General features: G+C 64.7%; 1 protein-coding gene. It reads left to right on the plus strand.

The genetic code is table 11. From position 1 onward, the window contains the following. Positions 1 to 3,016 (plus strand): NAD-glutamate dehydrogenase domain-containing protein (locus EN935_RS29015; protein ID WP_164771407.1); only part of this gene is annotated, 3,016 nt, incomplete at both ends.

Below are 3,016 nucleotides of genomic sequence, written 5' to 3' on the forward strand. Positions count from 1 at the left end.
GATTCCGGCGTTGTGCGAGACGGCCGCCCGGTGACAATTATCACGGTCGTCAACGACAACATGCCGTTCCTGTTCGATTCCATCCTCGGCGAGATCACCGAGACATCAGGCGAACCGACCCTGGTCACCCATCCGGTCATCGTGGTGCGCCACGGCAAAGGCGGTGTGGACGAAATCCTCGGCGACGGCAATTTCGCCAAGGACGACGGCAGCCACGACCGGTTGAGCGTCATCCATGTCCACATCCCGCGGCTGACCGCCGAGCAGGCGAACGGATTGACCGAGCGGCTGCGCAAGATGCTCGGCCAGGTTCACGCCGCCGTCAACGACTGGAAGCCGATGCTGGCCCGCCTCGATCAGGCGATCTCGGAGTTCCGCTATTCGGCGGTACCGCTCGACAAGAAGAGCGTTGCCGAGGCGATCGCCTTCCTCGAGTGGCTGCGCGACGACAATTTCACCTTCCTCGGCATGCGCGAATTCAAATACACCGGCGGCGAGGAAAGCGGCACGCTGGAGCGCGCCGACAAGCCCGGTCTCGGCATCCTGTCCGATCCCGACGTGCTGGTGCTGAGGCGCGGCACCGAAGCGGTGACGACGACGCCCGAAATCCGCGCCTTTCTGCATGGGCCGGAGCCGTTGATCGTCACCAAGGCCAATGCCAAGTCGTCCGTGCACCGCCGCATCTATCTCGATTACATCGGTATCAAGACCTACACCGCCAAGGGCACGCTTGCGGGCGAATTGCGTATCGTCGGCCTGTTCACCTCGACCGCCTACACGCGCTCGGTGATGAAGATCCCGTATCTCAGGTCCAAGGCCGAAACCATCATCGCCAAGTCCGGCTTCGACCGGCACGATCACTCCGGCAAGGCGCTGATCAATGTGCTGGAAAGCTATCCGCGCGACGAATTGTTCCAGGTGCCGGTGCCGATCCTGAGGAAGCATGCCGCCGCCATTCTCGGCCTGGTCGAGCGGCCGCGGGTGCGGGCGCTGGTGCGCGCCGACCAGTTCGACCGCTTCGTCTCGATCCTCGTCTTCGTGCCGCGCGACCGTTACGACAGCGTCGTGCGCGAGAAGATCGGCTTCTATCTGAAGACCGTATTCCAAGGCCGGCTGTCGGCCTACTACCCGGCCTTCCCCGAAGGTGGGCTGGCGCGCGTGCATTTCATCATCGGCCGTTCCGGCGGCAAGACGCCGAAGGTCGAGCAAGCGACGATCGAGGCGGCGATCCGCGACATCGTACGCACCTGGGAGGACGCCCTTTCCGATGCGGCGGAGGCCAGTGGCGCCGACCAGGCGTTGAAGAGCATTGCCGCGCGGCTGCCGGAAAGCTACCGCGATTCGTTCAGCGCGGCGGTGGCGCTGGCCGATGCCGGGCGCATCGCCAAGATCAGCGCCGGCAATCCGATCGCCATCGACTATTACCGCCATGCCGAGCAGAAGCCGCACCAGGCGGCACTGAAGATCTATCACCACGGCAGTCCGGTGGCGCTGTCGCGTCGGGTGCCGGTGCTGGAAAACATCGGCTTCCGCGTCATCAGCGAACGCACTTTCGCGGTCGGCGACGACCAGTCCGGCATGATCAATAGGGATCAGCCCGGCATGGTTTTCATCCACGACATGGAGCTGGAAAACAGCTACGGCAAGCCGATCGACCTTGCCGATGGCGGCGCGCTGTTCGAGGACGCATTCCTGTCCGTCTGGCGCGGCGACGTCGACAATGACGGCTATAACGGCCTTGCCCAGACCGCCGGGCTGTGGTCGGGCGAGATCACCATCCTGCGCGCCTATGGCCGCTATCTGCAGCAGGTCGGTATCCCGCAGAGCCAGGACTTCATCGCCGCCGTGCTCAACCGCTATCCCGACATCGCGCGCGGCCTGCATGCGCTGTTCATCTCCCGGCTTGGCCCGACAGCCGAGACCGAAGGTGTGGTGGCGGCAAAACACCTCAAGGCCAAGATCAAGGACGCGCTGGAGGATGTGCCGAATATCGACGACGACACCATCATTCGCCGCTACCTCAACCTGATCGAAGCCTCGCTGCGCACCAATCATTTCGTTGCCGATACGAAAGAGAAAGGCCAGTCGCTGGCGATCAAGCTCGATTCGCACGCGGTCGAGGGATTGCCGGCGCCGCGGCCGTGGCGGGAAATCTTCGTCTACGGCTCCGAGGTCGAAGGCCTGCATCTGCGCTTTGGCCCGGTGGCGCGCGGCGGCCTGCGCTGGTCGGACCGCGCCCAGGACTACCGCACCGAGGTGCTCGGCCTGGTCAAGGCGCAGCAGGTCAAGAATGCCGTCATCGTGCCGGTCGGCGCCAAGGGCGGCTTCTTCCCCAAGCGCCTGCCGGCAGGCGGCACCCGCGATGCGATCTTCGAGGCCGGCACGTCGGCCTACAAGAACTTCGTCTCCAGCCTGCTGTCTATCACCGACAATATCGGCCTCGACGGCGTCATCCCGCCGGCCGGTGTCGTGCGCCGCGACCCGGACGATCCATATTTCGTCGTTGCCGCCGACAAGGGCACGGCGACCTTCTCCGACACCGCCAACGCGATCAGCGAGAAGCATGGCTTCTGGCTCGACGACGCCTTCGCCAGCGGCGGCTCGGCCGGTTACGATCACAAGAAGATGGGCATCACCGCCAAGGGCGCCTGGGAAGCGGTCAAGCGGCATTTCCGCGAGATCAACCGCGACATCCAGACCTCGTCCTTCACCGTCGTCGGTGTCGGCGACATGTCGGGCGACGTGTTCGGCAACGGCATGCTTTTGTCGCCGAAGACCAGGCTGATCGCCGCCTTCGACCATCGCGACATCTTCATCGATCCCGATCCCGACATGGCGGCGTCGATGGCCGAGCGCGAGCGCATGTTCGCGCTGCCGCGCTCGAGCTGGCAGGACTATGACAAGACGAAACTGTCGGAAGGCGGCATCATCGTCTCGCGCAACCAGAAGTCGATCACCCTGCCGGCGGCAGCTGCGGCGGCGATCGGCTTGGCCAAGACCACCGCCACGCCGGTCG

The organism is Mesorhizobium sp. M7D.F.Ca.US.004.03.1.1 (assembly GCF_003998635.1).
GTDB classification, from domain to species: domain Bacteria; phylum Pseudomonadota; class Alphaproteobacteria; order Rhizobiales; family Rhizobiaceae; genus Mesorhizobium; species Mesorhizobium loti.